This is a genomic window from Candidatus Zixiibacteriota bacterium (assembly GCA_022865345.1).
GTDB lineage: Bacteria > Zixibacteria > MSB-5A5 > MSB-5A5 > RBG-16-43-9 > RBG-16-43-9.
Genome location: JALHSU010000194.1, coordinates 20,233 through 40,084, shown reverse-complemented (window position 1 = coordinate 40,084; position 19,852 = coordinate 20,233). Strand labels below are relative to the sequence as shown.

At 42.3% G+C, this 19,852-nt stretch carries 24 protein-coding genes; 23 read left to right on the top strand and 1 reads right to left on the bottom strand.

Going from position 1 to position 19,852, the window contains the following annotated elements; all coding sequences use genetic code 11:
• Positions 1-102: 102 nt before the first annotated feature.
• The 19 genes from MUP17_09785 (at position 103) to rho (ending at position 15,617) form a co-directional block, all read left to right on the top strand.
• The gene (locus MUP17_09785) at positions 103-3,030 is read left to right on the top strand and encodes a protein kinase (GenBank protein ID MCJ7459270.1); all 2,928 of its coding nucleotides are present in this window, start codon (positions 103-105) and stop codon (positions 3,028-3,030) included.
• A 271-nt stretch (positions 3,031-3,301) separates the two neighbouring features.
• Positions 3,302-4,399: a glycine cleavage system aminomethyltransferase GcvT gene (gene gcvT / locus MUP17_09780; GenBank protein MCJ7459269.1), complete on the top strand. Its 1,098-nt coding sequence runs from the start codon at positions 3,302-3,304 to the stop codon at positions 4,397-4,399.
• Positions 4,400-4,417: 18 nt separating this feature from the next.
• Entirely contained in the window at positions 4,418-5,137 is a 720-nt protein-coding gene (locus MUP17_09775; GenBank protein MCJ7459268.1) for a 2-phosphosulfolactate phosphatase, read from the top strand.
• Between the two features lie 131 nt (positions 5,138-5,268).
• Positions 5,269-5,691: a thiamine-phosphate pyrophosphorylase gene (locus MUP17_09770; GenBank protein MCJ7459267.1), complete on the top strand. Its 423-nt coding sequence runs from the start codon at positions 5,269-5,271 to the stop codon at positions 5,689-5,691.
• A gap of 199 nt (positions 5,692-5,890) precedes the next feature.
• Positions 5,891-6,523 (top strand): class II aldolase/adducin family protein, encoded by a 633-nt coding sequence (locus tag MUP17_09765; GenBank protein MCJ7459266.1) that lies wholly within the window; start codon positions 5,891-5,893, stop codon positions 6,521-6,523.
• Positions 6,520-7,737: an aminotransferase class I/II-fold pyridoxal phosphate-dependent enzyme gene (locus MUP17_09760; GenBank protein ID MCJ7459265.1), complete on the top strand. Its 1,218-nt coding sequence runs from the start codon at positions 6,520-6,522 to the stop codon at positions 7,735-7,737. Before MUP17_09765 ends, MUP17_09760 begins: the two co-directional genes overlap by 4 nt.
• Before the next feature lie 4 nt (positions 7,738-7,741).
• A complete protein-coding gene (folB, locus tag MUP17_09755; protein ID MCJ7459264.1) occupies positions 7,742-8,104 on the top strand; it encodes a dihydroneopterin aldolase in 363 nt (120 codons plus the stop codon).
• 74 nt (positions 8,105-8,178) lie between these two features.
• Positions 8,179-8,679, top strand: coding sequence for a 2-amino-4-hydroxy-6-hydroxymethyldihydropteridine diphosphokinase (folK, locus tag MUP17_09750; GenBank protein ID MCJ7459263.1), 501 nt, complete (start codon positions 8,179-8,181; stop codon positions 8,677-8,679).
• Complete coding sequence (locus MUP17_09745) at positions 8,667-9,302, top strand: deoxynucleoside kinase (GenBank protein ID MCJ7459262.1); 636 nt, start codon at positions 8,667-8,669, stop codon at positions 9,300-9,302. The genes folK and MUP17_09745 overlap by 13 nt, the downstream gene beginning before the upstream one ends.
• A 12-nt stretch (positions 9,303-9,314) precedes the next feature.
• Complete coding sequence (gene panB / locus MUP17_09740; protein ID MCJ7459261.1) at positions 9,315-10,118, top strand: 3-methyl-2-oxobutanoate hydroxymethyltransferase; 804 nt, start codon at positions 9,315-9,317, stop codon at positions 10,116-10,118.
• 30 nt (positions 10,119-10,148) lie between these two features.
• Complete coding sequence (locus MUP17_09735) at positions 10,149-10,460, top strand: nucleotidyltransferase family protein (protein ID MCJ7459260.1); 312 nt, start codon at positions 10,149-10,151, stop codon at positions 10,458-10,460.
• Entirely contained in the window at positions 10,453-10,662 is a 210-nt protein-coding gene (locus MUP17_09730) for a DUF86 domain-containing protein (protein ID MCJ7459259.1), read from the top strand. Before MUP17_09735 ends, MUP17_09730 begins: the two co-directional genes overlap by 8 nt.
• Positions 10,663-10,718: 56 nt before the next feature.
• Positions 10,719-11,567: a pantoate--beta-alanine ligase gene (panC, locus tag MUP17_09725; protein ID MCJ7459258.1), complete on the top strand. Its 849-nt coding sequence runs from the start codon at positions 10,719-10,721 to the stop codon at positions 11,565-11,567.
• Positions 11,568-11,584: 17 nt separating this feature from the next.
• Positions 11,585-11,935 carry an aspartate 1-decarboxylase gene (locus MUP17_09720; GenBank protein ID MCJ7459257.1) on the top strand — a complete coding sequence of 117 codons (351 nt, stop codon included), beginning with the start codon at positions 11,585-11,587 and terminating at the stop codon, positions 11,933-11,935.
• A gap of 60 nt (positions 11,936-11,995) precedes the next feature.
• Positions 11,996-12,712, top strand: a complete 717-nt coding sequence (locus MUP17_09715) for a sugar phosphate nucleotidyltransferase (protein ID MCJ7459256.1) — start codon at positions 11,996-11,998, stop codon at positions 12,710-12,712.
• A 50-nt stretch (positions 12,713-12,762) separates the two neighbouring features.
• The gene (locus MUP17_09710; GenBank protein MCJ7459255.1) at positions 12,763-13,185 is read left to right on the top strand and encodes a hypothetical protein; all 423 of its coding nucleotides are present in this window, start codon (positions 12,763-12,765) and stop codon (positions 13,183-13,185) included.
• Between the two features lie 190 nt (positions 13,186-13,375).
• Positions 13,376-13,795: a hypothetical protein gene (locus MUP17_09705; GenBank protein MCJ7459254.1), complete on the top strand. Its 420-nt coding sequence runs from the start codon at positions 13,376-13,378 to the stop codon at positions 13,793-13,795.
• 48 nt (positions 13,796-13,843) lie between these two features.
• On the top strand, positions 13,844-14,230 hold the full coding sequence (gene rsfS, locus MUP17_09700) for a ribosome silencing factor (protein MCJ7459253.1): 387 nt from the start codon (positions 13,844-13,846) through the stop codon (positions 14,228-14,230).
• Between the two features lie 139 nt (positions 14,231-14,369).
• Entirely contained in the window at positions 14,370-15,617 is a 1,248-nt protein-coding gene (rho, locus tag MUP17_09695; GenBank protein MCJ7459252.1) for a transcription termination factor Rho, read from the top strand.
• A gap of 137 nt (positions 15,618-15,754) precedes the next feature.
• Here the strand turns inward: rho and MUP17_09690 are convergent, their stop codons facing one another.
• Entirely contained in the window at positions 15,755-16,393 is a 639-nt protein-coding gene (locus tag MUP17_09690; protein MCJ7459251.1) for a hypothetical protein, read from the bottom strand.
• 91 nt (positions 16,394-16,484) lie between these two features.
• Between MUP17_09690 and MUP17_09685 the strand changes: the two genes are divergently transcribed.
• From MUP17_09685 to MUP17_09670, 4 genes are all read left to right on the top strand, one after another.
• A complete protein-coding gene (locus tag MUP17_09685; GenBank protein ID MCJ7459250.1) occupies positions 16,485-16,778 on the top strand; it encodes a hypothetical protein in 294 nt (97 codons plus the stop codon).
• 515 nt (positions 16,779-17,293) lie between these two features.
• Positions 17,294-18,319: a 4-hydroxythreonine-4-phosphate dehydrogenase PdxA gene (gene pdxA, locus MUP17_09680; GenBank protein ID MCJ7459249.1), complete on the top strand. Its 1,026-nt coding sequence runs from the start codon at positions 17,294-17,296 to the stop codon at positions 18,317-18,319.
• A gap of 9 nt (positions 18,320-18,328) precedes the next feature.
• Positions 18,329-18,994 (top strand): ATP-binding cassette domain-containing protein, encoded by a 666-nt coding sequence (locus MUP17_09675; GenBank protein MCJ7459248.1) that lies wholly within the window; start codon positions 18,329-18,331, stop codon positions 18,992-18,994.
• The gene (locus MUP17_09670; GenBank protein MCJ7459247.1) at positions 18,991-19,842 is read left to right on the top strand and encodes a permease-like cell division protein FtsX; all 852 of its coding nucleotides are present in this window, start codon (positions 18,991-18,993) and stop codon (positions 19,840-19,842) included. The genes MUP17_09675 and MUP17_09670 overlap by 4 nt, the downstream gene beginning before the upstream one ends.
• Positions 19,843-19,852 lie beyond the last annotated feature (10 nt).

Below are 19,852 nucleotides of genomic sequence, written 5' to 3'. Positions count from 1 at the left end.
TGGCGGGACAGGCCTCTCTTAAAAAGAGGGGGACTTGTATCCCCCTTCTCTTATTAAGAGAAGGGGTTAGGGGATGAGTTCGATAACTGAGCGTAATAGATTATGATTGGCAAAACAATTTCGCATTACAAGATTCTAGAGAAATTAGGTGAGGGCGGGATGGGTGTGGTCTATAAAGCCCAGGATGTCCAGCTTCAACGTCTGGTCGCTTTGAAGTTTCTGCCTCCCCATATCTCTGACCATCCCGAAGAAAAAGCTCGCTTTATCCACGAAGCACAGTCTGCCTCCGCTTTGAATCATCCGAATGTCACTACTATTTATGGGATTGAGGAGAATCCAGAAGGGTTATTTATAGCTATGGAATATGTGGAGGGGAAGACTTTAAAGCAGCTGATTGAAAAAGAGACACTCTCCATAAAGAAGGTTTTGGATATCGGTATACAAATATGTGAAGGTTTAGCCATGGCTCACGAAAAGGGCATAGTGCACCGAGATATCAAATCTGACAATATAATGCTTACTCCCCGGGGCCAAGTAAAGATAATGGATTTTGGTTTAGCTAAACTGAAAGGAGCAACCAAACTAACCAAGACCCGCTCAACCTTAGGTACCCTTGCCTACATGTCGCCAGAACAGGCTCAGGGTGAGGAAGTAGATTCGAGAAGCGATATTTTCTCATTTGGAGTTGTCTTATATGAGCTTTTGACTGGAAAGCTTCCTTTTGGTGGAGAACATCAAGCCGCCATTATCTATTCTATAATCAACGAGGAGCCACAGCCAGCAGTTAGGTTTAACAACCAGATTTCTGGAGAATTGGAGAGGATAGTCTTCAAAGCATTAACGAAGGATAAAGAGGAAAGGTACCAGCATATAGATGATTTATTGGCAGATTTGAGGCACGAAAAGAAGAACCTGGAATATCTGAAAACTGGACAGATTCCTAAAGAGGTGATAGCACCGAAACCCAAGAGAAAAGTTCTTCCGATTATGATTCCTGCCTCAATTGTTTTTCTTTTAGTGCTTCTCTTCTTAATTCTCAAACCCTTCAAATTTGAGATAGCTCCGGAGAAGGGGGCAATCGCCAAAGAAAACTCCTTAGCTGTTATGTATTTTGAGAATCTGGTGGACAGAGAAGATAAGGAAAGGCTTGGGGAGATTGTAACTAACCTTTTGATAACTGGTCTTTCTGAGTCTCAATATATGAATGTGGTGTCCAGTCAAGGGTTATATGATATCCTGAAGCTGTTGGGGAAGGAAGGCGTGAAGATAATAGACAAGAGCGTAGCTTCAGAAGTAGCGAGAAAGGCAGGAGCCAGATGGATGCTTTTAGGCAGTATCCTTCAAGTTGAGCCCCAAGTCATACTAACCTCGCAGTTGGTGGAGGTTAAAAGCAATAGAGTTCTGGCAGCCCAGCGCATCACCGGAGAGCCCAAAGAGAAGATATTCTCAATTGTGGACAAGCTGACCTTAAAGATAAAACAAGACCTCTCCCTTCCGACTCAAGCGGAGAAAGAAGAAACTCCTAAGGTAGCAGAAGTCACAACTCATTCACAAGAAGCATACCGTTATTATCTGGAGGGTATGGACTTTCTTTACAAACATTACCATCCAGAGGCAGAGAAAAGTTTCAAAAAAGCTCTGGCTTGTGACTCTACCTTTGCAATGGCATATTTCTGGTTGGCTGAGGCTTCACGGAACTTAACTGGTCCGGAATACAAAGCATTGATAGCTAAAGCAGTGAAATACTCTGATAAAGTGAGCCAGAAGGAGAAATTGTATATTCAAGCTTGGCAAGCAGGTGCAGCAGAGAATACTGCTCAGTATATAAAAGCACTGCAAAAGATAGTTGAACGTTATCCCGATGAGAAGCTGGCGTTTTTAGGGTTAGGTCTAAGTTATAGGCAGCTGGAGAAGTTTCATGAATCAATTCATTATCTTAGCAAAGCCATTGAGATAGATTCACTGTATAAGGAGGCTTATAACGGACTTGCCTACGTCTATGATAGGGTTGGAGACTTTGAGAAATCAATTTGGGCTATTAATAAATATATCTCTTTAGCACCGGGTGAAGCCAATCCTTATAATACAAGAGGTAATCTCTATGCTTACAACGGGAAGTTAGACCAGGCTATTGAATCTTACAAAAAATCCTTAGAGATCAAACCCGACTTCTACAATTCCCTGTCAATGCTGGGTAATATGTATCTCTTTAAGCGAGACTATGCTAAAGCTGAAAGCTGTTATAAAGAGCTTGCCTCCAGTAGTGATAAGAATATTCGGTCGGGGGGCAGGACTCGTCTGGCTTATATTCCATTGTATCAGGGGAAATTCGGAGAGGCTCTTGAGGCCCTGGACTACGGTCTTACTGCAGATAAGATGGAACAGATTAAAGGAGAACCATCGTGGAAGCATTACTTAAAGGCTATGATATATGAAGAGAAGAAAAATCTGAACTTGGCTTTGAATGAGATTAAAAAGAGTATGGAAATCATCCAGAAGGAATCTCCTGATGCCATTCTTTATTGGCAAGACCATTATGCCTATCTTCTGGTAGAGAACGGAGATGTTGCTGCGGGTGAAGAAGTTTCCAACACTCTGAGAAGAAACATTGAGAAAAAGGATCCAGGCACTCTGTCCGCTTATGAGGACTACTGGTATATGGTTGGAAAGATTGAACTGGCCAAGGGGAACCTGGAAACAGCAATAACCAATTTTGTACAGGCTATGCAATATGCTCCTCGTATCGATGCCTGTTATTTCTTATCTGGTATTTACCTTAAATTGGGTAAATTGAGTGAGGCAGTAGCTCAGCTGGAGAAAGGACTTCTAAGATATGACTACAACCGGGCACTGTATACCATTTATGCAGTGAAGGCATATTACCTCTTGGGCTTGGCTTACGAGAAATCCGGCTGGAACAATAAGGCGATTGAGAAATATGAGGAATTTCTGGATATCTGGAAAAACGCCGACCCGGGGATTCCTGAAGTTGCGGATGCGAAGGAAAGGCTGAAAAAGCTAAAAAAGTAGACAGTAGACAGTAGACAAGGAAAAAGGCGACCCTTCGGGTAGCCTTTTTTTGCCTGTAGTTGCCCAGTTTATTGGGAGTTTTGCTCGATGAATCGAACAACTCAAAATGTCATTACGTTGTCACTGGAGTGACAACGCTGTAAAAAATTCTCAAAAAAAATTCCACTTTAAATTTTTTTTATTTATATTATCCGCTTGAGTTTTTGTGTTCTGTCAGGAGCTACTCCTGACAGAACACAAGTATATTTTAAAATCTTTCAAAGGATTCTATATGTCTGAGCCAAAAAAGACCCCGTTTTACCAGATCCATCTTAAAAACAATGCCAAAATAGTGGAGTTTGCCGGTTACTGGATGCCGATCCAGTTTAAAGGGATAATGGAGGAGCACCGCAGGGTCAGGTCAACTGTGGGGCTTTTTGACATCACCCATATGGGGGAGTTCGAAGTTAAGGGTAAGGATGCACTCGCTTTTCTGCAAAAGACAACCACAAACGATGTGTCCAAATTATCTGATTATCAGGTCCAATATTCCTGTATGTGCTATGAGGATGGCGGGATCGTGGATGACCTTTTAGTCTACAGATTGCCTGACCGTTTCTTCCTGGTCGTGAATGCATCCAATATTGAAAAGGATTTCAACTGGCTAAAAGAGCATTTGTTCGGGGACGTGAAATTGGAAAATATAAGTGACCAGACTGCGCTTTTAGCTATTCAGGGACCAGTCGCAGAGAAAGTGATGTCAAAGTTAACTGATGTTGATCTGAAAAAGATCAAATATTACTGGGCAGCCAGAGGAAAGGTTGCAGGCAAAGAAATACTTTTCTCCCGAACAGGTTATACAGGTGAGGATGGTTTTGAGCTTTATATGCCGAATGAATACGGCGAACATTTCTGGGATTCGATTATGCAAGCTGGAGAGGAATTTGGAATTGAGCCGATTGGTTTGGGTGCCAGGGATTCCTTGAGACTGGAGATGAAATATATGCTGTATGGGAACGATATTGACCAAACCACAAATCCTCTGGAGGCAGGTCTGGGCTGGATAGTTAAACTGGACAAGGGGGATTTTGTTGGAAAAGAGCCGACCATAAAGTTACAGAAGGAAGGGTTAAAAAGAAAACTGGTTGCCTTTGAGCTTTCTGATAGAGCCTTTCCCAGACAGCATTACCAGATAGAAAAAAACAGAAAAAAGATAGGTGAAGTGACATCCGGCACCTTTTCACCCTCTCTGGAAAAGGGGATTGGTTTAGGGTATGTCGACATTCAATCCTCTGAGGTAGGGGCAGACCTGAATATAAACATCCGTGGTAAAGACTATCTGGCAAAAGTCACCAAGCCGCCCTTTTATAAAAACTTCACTCATAAATAAGCTGAGGACTGCCTAGGTATGAAAATTGACCTGTTTTTTACTCCAAATGAAGTTAAAGAGGAGGAATTAAATAATCAAGCTGTTTTAGTGATAGACGTGCTAAGGGCTTCTACCACCATCGCCTATGCTTTTCACAACGGGTGCAAAGATATCATCCCCACCAGCTCAATGGATACGGCGATTGAGCTTTCCAGGAAAATAGGCAGGGATGCGGCTCTTCTTTGCGGGGAGCGGGAGGGTAAAAAGATCGAGGGTTTTGACCTGGGAAACTCTCCTTTTGAGTATGAGGCTGAAAAGATAAAAGATAAGACCCTGATTTTCGCCACCACCAATGGTTCAAAAGCTATTGTTAAGGGAGCAGTCGGTCTTTCTCTTGCAGTAGGCTCCTTTGTGAATTTCCAGACTGTTGCAGAACATCTTAATTCTAACTTAAATGACCTTTCGATCATCTGCTCAGGTAAGCTGGATCAGTTCTCAATCGAGGATGCAGTCTGCGGAGGGCTATATATTGACGCTTTTGTTAATAAGGATGTTCGCCAGTTGAATGATGCGGCTTATGCTGCGCTTAAATTGTACGAAATATATAAAGGTAACCTTCTGGAAATGCTGAAAAAATCCTCACACGGAAGGTATCTTATCGAATTAGGTTTTGAAAAGGATTTGCAACTGTGCTCTGAGGTTAATTCTCTGCAAATTCTTCCAGTTTTAAGTGACGGCCGGCTGGTTAGAGGCTCGTAGTTGCTCGGTTCTCGGGCTTATCGATTGAGAAGACCGTAGTGTTGCCTCTCCTGCCCTACGGGGGTTTGCTCAGGCAACGAAGATCGTCTTCACGGGAGTGAGGACGCTACCTATCTACGGCACGAAACAAGATGAAAGACCAAGAAAATATCTACAGAATCATTGATGCTAACCTGAACCGGGCGCGGGAAGGTCTACGAGTAGTGGAAGAGGTTGCCAGGTTCATGTGGGAGGATGAAAAACTCTCCAAGGGGCTGAAAAACCTGCGCCATAAACTAACTAAAATCTCGCAGGAGAATTTCGATCAGAAACTCCTTCTTCAATGCCGTGACAGTCAGGGTGATTTGGGAGCTAAGGGCATGGGTCTACACGAAGGGAAAAGGAAGGATGTAAAAGCGATTGTCCAGGCGAATTTGAGAAGAGCTGAAGAGGCTTTGAGGGTTTTAGAAGAGTTCGGGAAAATCATAAAAAAAGGCTCAGCAGAGCAATTTAAGAATTTGAGGTTTAAATTATATACTTTAGAAAAAGAGATTTTGAGTTCGTTACAAAAATGAGATCATCTGATATTGCGAGGAGTCCATTTAGACTACGAAGCAATCTGCTTTCTGAGTGGGATCGTGGGGGCACGTTGCAACGTGCCCCTACTTCTTCATCAGATTTATCTTGACTAAGAAAAAGGGAGCTATTATCATCTTTCTGTCCTGTGGACTAAAATTCGGGCAGTCGAATCTTTAATATTCTCTCCGGAAAATTATGAACTCTATTCTCAAAGCCAAGAAAGAAATAGTCGAAATCGGGAAAAGGATGAATCAAAAAGGATATGTGGTGGCGTCTGAAGGGAATATGAGTATCCGGCTGGGTGAGAATAGAATCCTGGTCACTCCTGCTGGCAAGAACAAAGGGTTTCTTAAAGATAACGACTTAGTGGTAGTGGACTTGAAAGGAAAGAAAGTCTCCGGAAATTTAGAGCCTTCTTCTGAGCTTAGAATGCAGTTATTCGTCTATCAAAAAAGAAAAGATATCAATGCGGCTGTGCATGCCCATGCTCCTTATTCTTTGGCTTTTGCCTGCGCTCATTTACCTTTATCCCAAAATCTGCTGCCTGAGGTGATAATGTTCTTGGGGAAGATCCCATTGACACCTTATGCCACTCCGACAACTGAGGAAGTGCCAAACTCTCTTTCTCCGTTTATAGAAAAGCATAATGCCTTTTTATTGGAGAATCATGGGGTCTTGACTTTAGGAAAAGATATATATGAAGCTTACAACCGTCTGGAGATGGTCGAGCATTTGGCTAAAATCAATCTATTATGTAAAATTTTGGGAAAGTCTGAGGAACTTTCTGATGAGTCCTTAGAAAAGTTAAAAAAGCTGAAAATGATATGAGAAAAGTCTTAATCGAAAAAGCAGTTAGACTGGAGAAGGTTCCGCCCTATCCTTTATTTGATTTCAACCGGGTTTTAAAAAGGCTGGATAAAAAGGGAGTAGAGATAATCGATTTAGGCCGATTCGATCCGGCCCTGCCATTACCAGGCTCTGTTCAGAAGATTTTGCCTTTTCTCCAGGACAAGAAGAACTTCGGCTATGCGGAGAAAGAGGAAATCTTCAAAGTAAAAGAGCTTTTTTCTTTCTGGTTTAAAAAAAGATATGGAGTTTCGCTGAATCCTAAAACCGAGATCTTCTTTTACTCCGGTAAAAGGGAAACCCTGACCCAGCTTGCGCTTTCTTTCATAAATCCAGAGGATAAGATTTTTGTATGCGAGCCCGCGGCTCAGCTTTATAAAGGCTGTGCACTTTTAGCTGAAGGGGAGATAGAGGTCCTTCCACTGTTAGAAAGGAATGATTACCTGCCGAATCTGGGACTTCTGAAGAATAAGAACAAAGACGAGAGGAAGTTTTTCTTCTTAAATTATCCACATAACCCCACAGGCTCCTTAGCCGACCTTTTTTTCTATAAAGAGCTGGCAGAAGTAGCTTTGAAAAATAACATCAGAGTAGTGCAGGATGCATCTTACAATGAGATCTATTTTGAGGAGTTTCAATCCTATGGATCCAACTTCGGACCCCCCAGCCTGATGCAGGCAGAAGGCGGAAGAAGGGTTGGAGTGGAACTGCATTCGCTTTCCAAAGGCACGGGACTCTCTGGCATAGATTGCGGTTTTATAGTGGGTGATAAGGAGATGATCTCAGGTCTGGAATCCCAGAGCAGGCTTTTCAATCACCAGCCCAACCGGCTTCTGCTCAAACTGGCTGAGGTCCTTTTGGAAGAATACGACCCGATAATAAGCCGAAACAAACAGGAATACAAAGTTAGAAGAGATGTGATGACCGAGCTCCTCTTGAGTCTGGGCTGGAGAGCAAGAAAACCAAAAGCCACTCCCTTTTTTTGGGCACAAATACCTGGAAGATATTCTTCCCTGGGGTTTTGCCGGATGCTTTTGAGAAAGACCGGGGTGATAGCTTCTCCGGGTATCGAATATGGAGGACCGGGAGAGGGATTTATCCGGCTCTGCTTGAACCAGCCGGAGGAGAAACTCAAAGAGGCAGGGGAAAGGATAAGAGAGCATTCCCACTTCTGGCAAAAAAGATACCGCAGTTAAAGATATGGGCATAATCAGACTGCACAATATGATCTTCTACGGGTTTCACGGGGTCTCACCTGCGGAAAAGGAGACTGGCAGGAGATTTGAGGTGGATTTGGAGCTTTTCCTTGATCTTTCCAGAGCAGAGCAAAGCGACAGACTCAAAGACACTGTCAATTATAAGGAAGTTTACCAGACAGTTCATGATATTATGACCGGAGAGCGTTTTTCCCTTATAGAAGCAGTTGCCAGCCGGATAGCTGATGAGGTCCTGACTAAATTCAAACCTGACCTGGTAAAGGTCAGGGTGAGGAAAAAGATACCTCCGGTTCCTGGAAACTTAGATGATATCGAGGTAGAGATAGAAAGAAGAAAGGAAGTCTGAAACAGAAGACACGTAGAGGTGGAGTTTATCTCCACCCGAACATCAGGTTAGATCAAATTAAAGGAGCAAGATAATTGGCAATTGCTTATCTGTGCCTGGGCTCAAATTTAGGAGATAAGAAAAGGAACTTGAACCAGGCTTTGAAAGAGATTAAGAATCTGAAAATGGTTAAAGTCCTTAAAACCTCTTCTATCTATGAGACTGAGCCGGTTGGTTTCAAGGATCAGAGCTGGTTTTTGAATGCGGTAATTAAAATCAAGACTAAACTCCCGCCTTTATCTCTGCTTTATCTTCTTCAAGGGATAGAAAGGAAGTTAGGCAGGGTTAGAGGAAAAAGATGGGGTCCGAGAAAAGTAGATCTGGATATACTCCTTTATGACAAGATGGTTATTAATGATGATAAGCTAACGCTTCCTCATCCACAGATGCACAAAAGAAGATTTGTCCTAATACCGTTGATCGAGCTGGGTTCAAGATGGAAACATCCGGCTCTGCATTTAACTCCTAAGATGTTTCTGCAAAAAATAAAGACAGGTCAGGAGGTAAAATTATCTGAGGTCAAATGGCAGGTTTAAACTACATAGTAGTGGAGGGAGCAATAGGTGCTGGGAAGACCGGCTTAGCACAACTTTTAGCTGAGAGGTTTGGAGCTTCTCTGGTTTTAGAGGAGATAGAGGAGAACCCCTTCTTATTGGATTTTTACAAAAACCGGAAGAGGTTTGCTTTTCAAACCCAGGTCTATTTCCTTCTTTCCAGGTTCAAACAGCAGCAAAGTTTGCTGGAATTAGACCTTTTCCATGCTAAGGTGATAAGCGATTACCTTTTCTGGAAGGACCGGATCTTCGCCTCGATCAACTTGAGCCAGAAGGAGCTTTATCTGTATGAGAAGATCCTGCCTATTCTGGAAAAGGATATTCCCAGGCCTGATCTGGTGATATATTTGCAAACCAGTCCGGAGGTTTTACAAAAGAGGATAAAGGAAAAGGGAAGAGATTTTGAAAAAGGCTTAGATTTGGAATATATTTCACTCTTAGTGGAATCGTATAACCATTTCTTTTTCCATTATAACTTAGGTAATTTATTAGTGGTAAAAAATGACAATCTGGATTTTCAAAAGAATCCCAGCCAATTTGAAGACCTCGTGAATATTGTCAAAGAAGAAAAACCAGGCACCAGGTATTATGTGCCTGCAGCTTAGTGATTAACTCTTATGCCAGAAGATAAAGTGACTGTCAAGACTTTTCTCAAAATGAAGCAGAGAGGAGAGAAAATCGCGGTTCTGACTGCTTACGATTTTTTCACTGCTAAAATCTTAGATGATATCGGCATAGATTCCATCCTGGTGGGTGATTCAGCCAATATGGTCTTTTATGGGGCTAAGGATACGCTTTCAATCAGTATGGATCAGATGATTTATCACACACAAGCGGTATCAAAAGCAGCAAAAAGAGCTCTGGTAATAGGCGATATGCCTTTTTTATCCTATCAGACTTCAGTCTCGGATGCGATTTTGAATGCGGGAAGATTTTTGAAAGAGGGCGGTGCGCACGGAGTCAAAATAGAGGGTGGTCTGGAGATGAAGGATACTGTAAAAAGGCTGATAGAGGTTGGGATTCCGGTGATGGGGCATATTGGCATGACCCCGCAGTCGATTGAGAAATTCGGGGGTTATTCAGTGCAGGGAAAAGATGAGAAGAAAGCTGAATATCTTTTGGAAAGCGCCAAAGCATTAGAAGATGCAGGCTGTTTTTCCATAGTCTTAGAGTGTATCCCCAGAGAGCTTGCCAAAAAGATTAGCTCCACCCTCAAAATTCCCACCATCGGAATTGGCGCAGGTATAGATTGTGATGGACAAGTTCTGGTGGTCAACGATATTTTAGGATTATACGAGGAATTCAAACCCAAATTTGTGAGAAGATATACAGAGCTGGCGAAAGAGATGAGAAAAGCGTGCAAGAATTTTATAGATGATGTCAAAACTAAGAAATATCCTTCGGAAGAAGAGAGCTATTAAGAATTGATAAGATCTGATGGAGGATGAAAGATGAGAAACAAGAAAACAAAATCCATAAAGGAATTGGTTAGCATTTTGAAAAAGCATAATGCCGATCTAAGGAATAAATTCAAGATGAAAGAGATAGGTGTTTTTGGTTCTTACGTTCGGGAAGAGCAGAAGAGGTCAAGCGATGTAGATATACTGGTTGAATTTGAGCCAGGCTATAAAACTTTCGACCGTTATATGGAGCTGAAGTTCTTCCTGGAGGAGATCATCGGGTCAAAGGTAGATCTGGTTATTAAAACTGCGATCAGAGATGAAATAAAAAGTAGAATTTTATCGGAGGCGGTTTATGCCTAAAAGGGATTATGTGCTCTTTATCACCGACATACGGGATTGCGCCAAGAGAATTCTGGAGTATGTGAAGGGCAAGTCGTTTGAGGAATTTACCAGCAATCAGATGCTGATCGACGCAGTTATAAGGAACCTGGAGATAATCGGTGAAGCAACCAAGAACATTCCGTCTGAAATAAAACAGAGATATCCACAAATCGAGTGGTGATTTATCCCTCATACCTATCTCCTCGCTACTCATTGAAGTTATGGAACCAATTTAAAATGATACACTTGATCTCCTCCCCTAAAAAAATGCAGGAATGTGCACTTTCCTTAAAAAAGAAGGGCAAGAAAATCTCCTTTGTGCCGACTATGGGGGCTTTGCATCAAGGTCATTTGAGTCTGGTTCAAAAAGCCAGAAAGTTAGGGGATTTTGTGGTGGCCAGTATTTTTGTTAATCCTGCTCAGTTTAAGCCTAAGGAGGATTACAAAAAATACCCGAGGGATTTAAGAAAAGACAAGGAATTACTCCAGCAAGCGGGATGTGACCTTATTTTCGTTCCAAGAGTGGAAGATATTTATCCAGAGGGGTATCTCACCTATGTCAATGTTGAAGAGTTGTCCAAGAAATTAGAAGGAGCATCCAGACCCGGGCATTTCAAGGGGGTCTGCACTATTGTAGCAAAGTTATTTAATATTGTTCAACCGGATTATGCCATATTCGGTCAAAAGGATGCTCAGCAGGCACTTATCATCAAAAAAATGACAGAAGACCTGAACTTTCCTGTGAAAATAATCGTATGTCCGACTGTAAGAGAAAAAGATGGGCTTGCCTGTTCCTCCAGAAATAGTTATCTTAATGCCGAGGAGAGAGACCAGGCTAAAATCCTGTACCAGTCTTTAAAGTTGGGGGAAAAGATGATAAAGGCTGGTGAAAAAAATCCCCTGAAGGTAATAAAAAAGATGACAGAGATGATACAGCAAATGCCTCTGGCAAAAATAGATTATATCGCACTTACTGATACTCAGACTCTTGAGCCGGTTAGAAAAATTAAAGGGGAACTTTTACTCTCTTTAGCTGTAAAATTTGGTAAAACCAGATTAATCGATAATCTCAAGATCTGTGTCTAAATTTTTAAAGGAATCTTATGTTAATAGCGGTTTGTAAATCGAAAATCCATAGGGTTAAAGTTACCGATGCAAATCTGAACTACGAGGGAAGTCTAACTGTAGATCAGACCCTTTTAAAGAAAGCGGATATGATACCCTATGAGTTAGTTCAGGTGGTCAACATCAATAATGGAGCCAGGTTTGAAACTTACGTCATTCCAGGCAAATCGAATTCCGGGATAATCTGCCTGAATGGACCTGCGGCGAGATTGGGCGAAATCGGAGATATTTTAATCGTAATCTCCTATTCCTGGATGGAAAAGAAAGAGGCAGAAAAATTCAAGCCCAGGGTAGTTTACGTCGATAAGAATAATAAATCCCAAAAATAAATGAATCTTGACTTAAACAAGGTCTCCTGTATAATTTTAGCTGCTGGCAAGGGGGTCAGGATGAAATCTGATCTCCCCAAGGTTCTGCACACTTTAAGCGGAAAACCTCTTATAGGGTATGTTCTGGACACAGTTCTCAGTCTAAATTTAAAAAGGGTAGCAGTGGTGGTTGGTTATCAAGGGGAAAAAGTAATCGATTTTGTGAAAGGGAAAGATGTGGAGGTTGTCTGGCAGAAAGAGCAGCTGGGCACCGGGCATGCGGTTATGCAGGCGGAACCTATTTTTCATGATTTCGACGGAGAGCTCTTAGTTCTCTGCGGAGATGTCTCCCTGCTTCAAACTGAAACCGTAATTGAACTTCTGAAAACCCATCAGCAGAAAAAAGCAAAAGCCACAGTCCTCACAGCAGTCTTAGAGGACCCTAAAGGGTATGGGCGGATTGTCAGAAATAAAAATGGGGATTTCGAGAGGATAGTAGAGGATAAAGATGCTACCCCGGAGGAGAAAAAGATCAGGGAGATCAATACTGGAGAGATGTGCTTTTCTGCTCCAGCGCTCTTCTCCGCTCTAAAGAAAGTAAAAAGGGATAATCTTCAAAAAGAATATTATATTACCGATGTGCTGGGGATATTAAAAAGAGGGGGAGAAAAGGTTGAAGCCCTGAGAGTTCAAAATCCCTGGGAGACTAAAGGGGTTAACTCGACTTCTGAGCTTTTGCAGATGGAAGAATACCTGGCAAACACAAAACTAAAATCTGGCGTAGAACATAAGGCTTGACAAAAAGTTGAATAAGGTTATATTGAATCCTGTTCGCGCAGGAGGGGAAGATGAAAAAAATAATATATCTTAGCTTGATCCTTACTATCCTATTATTGTCAATTCAAAGTGGCTTTGCGCAAGATAAAAGTGTCAATGAGCCATCCGTCAAATTAAAAGGGTTCAGCCTGCTTGATCCGAGCCGGTTGAAAATGAGCCAGAGTTATACTTTTTCGTTTTTTTCCTCAGGCAAACAGAGCGGGACTTTCGGATTGTACACTAATACCTTAGAATACAGAATCTCCCAGCCTTTGCTGGTCAGGGTAGGGCTGGCCTATCTGCACCAGCCACTTTCTGTCTTCAACCGAGGCAGCCAGAGCCTTAACGGTGTTTTGCTGCCGAATTTTCAGCTCTTTTATCAGCCGAGCAAAAGCTTTCAGCTCAGGATAGACGTCTCTAGTATGCCTGGGTGGTATGAATATTGGTACAGGTAAGAGGTAGGTTATCGAAGCTATTTTACGTTTTTTCTTTTTTAAAACTAAAATATCTAAAATTTATTTCCAGATAGATTTTCTGCAGTGCTGAGTTTCTTTATTCCCGAAAATTATGTTCAAGCGAAAAGGCGCGGATAAAAGGTATCGTTTTTACCGCAAGAGGTCCAAAGCAAAACGGGGGGGAAGGTTTGTGGATCTGGGTATAGCCTTTTTGGGTTTATTGATAATATTATTTGTTCTCTCTTCAGCCAAAAGGTTAACCCAGACTCAAGCAGAGGGGAGTCTGAGAACGAATCCTTTGCGAGTGCAAGTGCTGAACTCCTCAGGCAAAAGAATCAGTCCTGGTTTTGCCCAGTTCCTGGAGAAAAAAAATTTCAGCCCCTATTATCTGGTTATAGTTGAACAGAAAGACTTGCCGGATTCCCTGGTCAAGGAAAGTCTTCTTCTGGATAGGATGGGAGAGGAGAAAACCGCCCTGCTGATCGGTGAAAAAATCGGTCTGAAGAAGAAAAACATCCTCACCCGGCAGCTGGAAAACAATTATCTGAACATAGGCTATACCCTGATCCTGGGTCAGGATTATCAGAAGATTTTTAAACTAAAAGATTAAAAGGTCGATAAAAGCTTTACGACCCGTAGGGAGGAAGAAAAGCTCAAGTTGAAAATCTCTTCTCAGAGGTTAGCAAATTTAATTGGCAGATACGCCCTGGAGAAAAAAGCCGCAGACATAAAGGTTCTGGACCTGAGGAAAGTGGCGGATATCACCGATTACTTCCTAGTCTGTTCTGCAGAGGTGGAGTTACAGGCCAGGGCGATCGCGGACCATATAACTGAAAGCCTCAAGAAAAAGGGGATAAGAGCTTGGCATGCCGAGGGGTACCAGAATTCCAAGTGGATACTTTTAGATTACGTGGACGTGGTGGTGCATATCTTCTTAGACGAAACCAGGGAGTTCTACGGGTTAGAAAGATTATGGGGGGATGCAAAGGTGAAACAGATCAAAGAAAAAATCAGACTACTTAAAAAGAACAGGTCAGTTGCCTAAAGGTCAGAAGATCAGCTTTAAGTCGGACTGCTTGAATCGAAAAGGATCTCTCTTCTTTTATCTGCCTGGAAGGTTTAGATAAAGAATTAGACAAAAACTAAGGAATATATAATCAAATCATATTTTAAGAGGTGAATTTATGGATATAGTTGAGCTTAAAAGCAAGACCGTGTCGGAGCTTTTGAAACTGGCGGAGGAGTTAGACATCCCCGGCTGCGCGGGCTTGAGAAAACAGGATCTAATATTCAAGATCTTAGAGGCAAAGACTGAGAAAAACGGACTTATCTTCGCAGAAGGGGTTCTGGAAATTTTGCCAGAGGGTTATGGTTTCCTGCGTTCCCCGGATTATAACTATCTTCCGGGCCCGGATGATATCTACGTTTCCCCTTCCCAGATAAAAAGGTTCGATTTGAGGAAGGGGGATACTATCTCCGGACAGGTGAGACCTCCCAAGGATTCGGAGCGGTATTTTGCCCTTTTGAAGATCGAGGCAGTTAATTTCGAGAACCCGGAGGTGGCAAAACATAAGGTTTTATTTGACAACTTGACACCTCTTTATCCGGAAAAAAGGATTCAACTGGAAACCGCTACCGAAGAAGTCTCTATGCGGATAATGGATCTGGTCTGTCCGGTTGGAAAGGGTCAGAGGGGTTTGATTGTCTCCCCTCCCAAGGCTGGAAAGACTATCCTTCTGCAGAAGATCGCCAACAGCGTCACCGCCAACCACCCGGAGATAAAGCTGATAGTGCTTCTGATCGATGAAAGGCCAGAAGAGGTCACCGATATGAAGCGTTCGGTTAAAGGAGAGGTGGTCAGTTCCACCTTTGATGAGCCGGCAGATCGGCACGTGCAGGTGGCAGATATGGTGATAGAAAAAGCCAAAAGACTGGTGGAGCACCAGCAGGATGTAGTTATCCTTTTGGACAGTATCACCCGTTTAGCCCGGGCGCATAATGCAGTTGTTCCTCACAGCGGAAAAATCCTCTCCGGTGGAGTGGATGCTAACGCCCTGCAGAAACCGAAAAGGTTTTTTGGCGCAGCCCGGAATATCGAAGAGGGCGGGAGCCTCACCATTATGGCTACTGCCTTGATCGAGACCGGCAGCCGGATGGATGAAGTCATCTTCGAGGAGTTCAAAGGAACCGGAAATATGGAGATAGTCTTAGACCGCCGGCTGCAGGACCGCAGGATCTTCCCGGCTATGGATATCAACCGTTCTGGCACCCGTAAGGAAGAACTGCTTCTGTCTGAGGAGGAGTTAAGCAAGATCTGGATTTTAAGGAGATTCCTAAACGAGATGAACTCAGTCGAGGCTATGGAGTTCTTGCTTGACAGGATAAGAAAAACCAAAAACAACTCCAAGTTCTTAGAGTCGATGAAGGATTAGAGCTTTTTGGGGTTTAATCGTTCTTTAATCTGCCCTTTAGTTTACATTCATAAAAGAAGAATAAGATTAAAACTTCAGCCTGTCTTTGACTTAATCCTAGGTCGTTCAATGTAAAAACAATGTTACCTGTTATCAGCTCAGAAATAATAGGAAAAGAATAAGATTACATCCCCTTTTCTATCCAGACCAAGATTCTGATGCAAACCTCGATATTTCTTATAAAGTTTCTCAGGGGGACTCTTCCAAACCAAGAGAAAGATGGCTGAAGAGAAGAGAGCAACTGTGCTCATCGTTTTTGCAGTTTTCTGTTCCTCAGGGTTCAATAGATCACAGGGATTCGGTCCAAGAGCGTAATTCCAGGGCTCACATTCCTCTGGGTCTGGCTGTTTGAGGACCCAAATTCCGCCTGCTGTACACAAAATTGCAGAGCCTATCCTAAATGCTCTATAATTCCGAGCATAAAAGTGCAAGGTCTCTAAAGTTAAGTTATGTTTCTCTGCTTCATCTTCCATTTGCCAAGCCTTCTCATAAGACTTCTGAGCCCGGCTTTTTCCATAGATTAAATATAATCCTAAAACATCAATGGATATGCCACTGGCTGTCAATAATACACCGTCGTTATTCTTTTTTGTGAGTCCATAAATTCCGTATGCTGCCAAAGTAGTGCCAATTAGAAACGATAAGATACCTTGACGAATTCTGAAAGAATTTTGCCAACGTGCCAGCTTTCCTAAATAGTATTCTTCAGTATAATACTCTTCACTTGTACCGTTCATACTTTGATATTGGATCGGTATAAAGGAGATAAGATTTATACCTGTAGTACCCTTTACTTGGAGGTTTTTCAGAGATCCACCTGAGGCATTTTTGATCGAAGACGCCGTTAATAACGTAGTACTAAAGGTTCCATCTTGGTACAGGGTCTTTGCGAAAGGGGTGACGAGCGTGAAGAAAAGTAGTGTAATTGCCAAAGGCACTATTATCCATAGTCTAAGGCTATGGTTTAAAAATGCTTTCATCGTTACTCCTTTAGTAGTGGTTATGATAATTATATGTAATTTACCAAAAAAACGCAACATCTATCTTGCTCACAAAATAGTTTTTCAGTTCTTCTTGTTCGTGCGGGAATCGGAATTCCCGTACTTGGCTGAGCAGGATTGATTCGGGAACACCAATTCCAGAACCAACTTGAAGCGATGGAGTTCTTACTGGATCGGACAAGAAAGACCAAGAACAATCCGAAGTTCTTAGAGTCGATGAAGGATTAGAATTTTTTCGGGGGTTGAGTTTTCTCCTATCCATTCCTTCATTTCAATTAAATCTTCAACATTGTAGCGGAAGACTTTGGTTTTCCAGGTAGGGGTATTTTGTAGTCGCTTGATTTATCAAGCAATATTTTGAGTTGGAGTATCAACCTTTAGGTTGACCCATCAAAGGGATGGGCTATACTAAATCGGGGTGAGACCTTTTCAAAATCATCGGGGAAAAATGGAGTCAGTAGAGACACATCGCATGCGTCTCTCTATTGAGCTTTGCATTTAGTAACCAGAGTCGTGAAGGCTCAGCTAAGCCGTTTCCCCCCGATACCCGCTACTCGATCCTCGCTTCTTGCTTTTTGTTTTCGAAACTTTTGATTTTCCTTGCCATTTTCGAAATTTTGCATAAGTTACTTTGATATGAAAAGAAAGCCGATTCTGGGAATTACGATGGGTGACCCGGCCGGGATAGGTCCGGAGGTGGTGGTTAAATCAATTACCAAACCTGAAGTTAAAAGAATTTGTGTGCCTCTGGTTTTTGGCTCCATCGATGTTTTTCGTCAAGCCACTAAAAAATATCCAAGGGGGTACAGATTAAATCGGGTCTTCTCAGTAGAAGAAATGAATACTGATGGAAAGGTTATAAATATCTTGCATTGCACCGATTTAGATTATAAAAAGGTCAAAACCGGAAAGGTAAACAAAACCTCAGGCAGTATGGCGGCTACCTGTCTGGTTTATGCGGTTCAGTTTGCCTTAGCTCAAGAGATCGACGGGATTGTGACTGCCCCGTTATCCAAAAAAGGTCTAAAATTAGCCGGGTATGATTTCCCTGGTCAGACTGAGATGATTGCTTTTCTTACTGCTTCAACTAAATTCGGGATGATGTTTATAAGGGATGATTTAAAGATAATTCTGGTAACGACACATCTGCCTTTATCTAGAGTAAGTAAAGAGATTAATTCTCAAAAGGTTTTTGAAAAGATAGAACTGACAGACAAGGTCTTGAGATTCTTATTTAAAATAAAAAAGCCAATGATCAGCGTGTGTGCCCTGAATCCTCATTCCGGAGAGGAAGGGCTTTTCGGAAAAGAGGAGAAAAAAGCAATCCTGCCGGCAATAAAAAAAGCTCAGAGAAAAAGGATAAATGTATCCGGTCCATTTGCTGCTGATTCTCTATTCAATCCGAAGCGTTCATCTGGATTCGATTGTATAGTAGCGATGTATCACGACCAGGGGCTTATTCCGATGAAGATAAAAGGATTGGGAAGCTCAGTGAATCTGACAGCCGGGGTTCCGGTTATTCGCACCTCTCCCGATTTCGGAACAGCCTTGGATATTGCCGGAAAAGGAAAAGCAGACCCAGGGGGGATGATCAAGGCGATAATGCTGGCAGCGAAGTTAGCCGAATCTTCGGACAACTTGGACAAGATCTGGTTTAACTAAGTGGATTAGATGAAAGATATCCTCATAAAATTGCAAGGCGTCTCCAAAATCTATGATGGCTGGAGAAGCGCTCTAAAAAATGTAGATTTGGAAATAGAAAAGGGAGAATTCCTTTTTCTGGTTGGGCCAAATGGGGCGGGGAAAACTACTTTACTCAAGCTTTTGTGGATGGAGGAAGAGCCAAGCAGCGGAGTAATCTTCATAGATAAATACAACAGCCTGGAAAAGAATAAAAAGAGATTGCCGGAGCTGAGGCAAAAGATAGGCGTGGTGTTTGAGGATTTAAAGCTGATCAAGGAAAGAACTCTGGAAGAAAACCTCTCCTTACCTTTGAGGCTCTCAGGTAAAAAAGAGAAACATATCAAGTCCAGAACAGCAGAACTTTTAGGAGCATTCAACCTCTATCCCAAAAGAAAATCTTTCCCGAAGGAGATCTCGGCCGGGGAAAGGAAAAAGCTTGCCATTGCCCGGGCAGTTATAAACGAGCCCCTGATTATCCTGGCAGATGAGCCTTTTGGTGGATTGGACCAAAAGGTCACCTTTGAGATTATCGATTTTTTCAAGGAGATCAATCTAAAAGGTTCGACAGTGCTTGTGACTACTTATAGAGACGATATAGCCAGGAGTTTTAAAGGGAGGGTAATCCAGCTGGAAAAAGGAGAGATAAGAAAATGAGTTTGTTCTTCTTTTTAAAGGAATCGGTCTCTGGATTTTTCAGGGAAAAAGGTTCCACCTTTACCTCTTTGGTCAACCTGACTTTTTTCTTTTTGATCTTCGGCATCTTTCTTTTAGTAACCTATAATCTTTACACCTTCACCCAGAAAGTAAAAAGCAGGATGGAAATAGATGTCTATTTACAAGAAGAACTCGCCCAGAAAGAGATCGACGAGCTTAGAGATAAAATCATCCAGCTGGAAGGAATAGACCAGGCCGTATTTCGCTCCAAAGAGAAAGCCCTGCAGGAGTTGAAAGGTTACTTGGGGCAGAATATCTTGGAAGGTCTGGAGTCAAATCCATTGCCCTCTTCCTGGGTGGTAAAATTGAAGCCAGCTTATCAGAATCTGGATAAAATGGAGAAAATCTCCATTCAATTAAAGAAGATGGCAGGTGTGGAAGAGGTAGATTACGGCAGATTCTGGGTCGGAAAAATAGAGAACGTCTTTAAAATCTCATTATGGATAAATTTAGCCTTAGGAGTTTTCATGGTCTCAGGATCGCTGTTTACCATGATGCAAACTCTCAGGAATATCCGCAGGTCCAGGGCTGAGGAGTTGAAACTTTTCAGCCTTTTAGGCGTTGGAAGCCGTTTTTCCAGAAAGATTTTTCTGTTTGAGGGAATCATAAATGGAACGGTGAGCGCTTTTTTGAGCCTTCTGGTCCTGTATCTGCTATTCAATCTCTTCAGCTCTTTTGGATTCGAGCTTAGTTTTTTACCTTTAATCCTTTCGGTTGCCTTCATATTGTTCGGTTTTCTCCTTGGCGGATTTGCCGGTCTTTTATCCGGAGCGGAAAAAACTGACTGATAATGGATGA